1 protein-coding gene is annotated in these 1235 nt (G+C 50.9%); it reads left to right on the top strand.

From position 1 onward, the window contains the following. The first annotated feature begins 64 nt into the window (after positions 1–64). Positions 65–1227, top strand: a protein-coding gene (locus NYR02_RS13635; protein WP_260976903.1) for an IS3 family transposase whose coding sequence is annotated in 2 segments (ribosomal slippage) — positions 65–320 and positions 320–1227 — 1164 coding nt in all. Because the reading frame shifts where the segments join, the coding sequence is not laid out codon by codon here. Positions 1228–1235: the final 8 nt, after the last annotated feature.

The raw sequence follows: 1235 nt of genomic DNA, 5'->3' as shown, positions 1-1235 counted from the left end.
TGTAGTGGTCTAATCAATCCGGACACCCGCTTAGGTGATAAAATCACAACCCAAGAGGTGTCCAATGAAAAAACAACGTCGTATTTTTACTGCAGAGTTCAAGCAAGAAGCCGCCAGCATGGTGCTCGATCAGCAGCGTGCTGTTTCCGAGGTTTGTCAGGCGCTGGATATTGGCGATACCACTCTGCGGCGCTGGATTGATCAGTTACAGGAAGAACGCGGCGGTACTACGCCAAAGGGCAAAGCCCTCACGCCCGAACAGCAGAAAATTCAGGCACTTGAAGCCCGAATTAAAGAGCTGGAGGAAGACAAGGTCATTCTAAAAAAGGCTACGGCTCTCTTAATGTCAGACGCGATCAAGCCTACCCGCTGATCGATCGGTTTAGAGAGCGGTATCCGGTTAAGAAGCTGTGCTCACTATTTGATATTCACCGCTCTTGTTATTACGCCTATCGCAACAGAGTAAGCCGTATCAATAGCCAGCGTGTACACCTTAAAGCTCACGTGGCTGAGGTCTTTAAAATCAGCCGTGGCTCACTTGGAAGCCGGGGAATTCGCGACAAGCTGAACGAAAATGGCAGCCAGGTGAGTCGCTATATGGTCGCCCGCTTAATGAAAGAGCAGCGCTTAGTCAGCAAACAGCCCGGAGCACATAAATATAAACCAGCAACGGCAGAGCATCTGTCGATTCCTAATCGTCTGAACCGTAGGTTTACCGTGACGGCACCCAATCGGGTCTGGTGTGGCGATATCACCTTTATACGAGCCGGTGGACGCTGGATTTATCTGGCCGTTGTACTCGATCTGTACGCCCGTAAAGTGGTGGGCTGGGCGATCTCTGATAAAGCGCAGACAGAGCTGGTCATTAAGGCTTTGGATGATGCGTATCGTCGACGAGGGAAACCATCCGGTGTGACGTTTCATTCCGATCAGGGCGCTCAATATACAAGCCTGAAGTATCGGCAACAGCTGTGGCGTTACAGGATGCAGCAGAGTATGAGTCGCCGCGGAAACTGCTGGGATAATGCGCCGATGGAGCGTTTATTCCGAAGTCTGAAAACCGAGTGGATACCGGATAAGGGGTATCGTTCGGTGATGGAAGCAAAAATGGATGTGGGCCGGTATCTGATGCATTACTACAACGGCTACAGGCCACACAGGGCTAACAATGGGCTGAGCCCATCTGCAGCCGAAGAATTACTTAAGACCGTGTCCGGAATTAGTTGACCACTACA

It is taken from the genome of Thalassolituus pacificus (assembly GCF_025318105.1).
Lineage (GTDB): Bacteria > Pseudomonadota > Gammaproteobacteria > Pseudomonadales > Oceanobacteraceae > Venatoribacter > Venatoribacter pacificus.
This window is presented reverse-complemented; position numbering and strand designations above follow the sequence as displayed.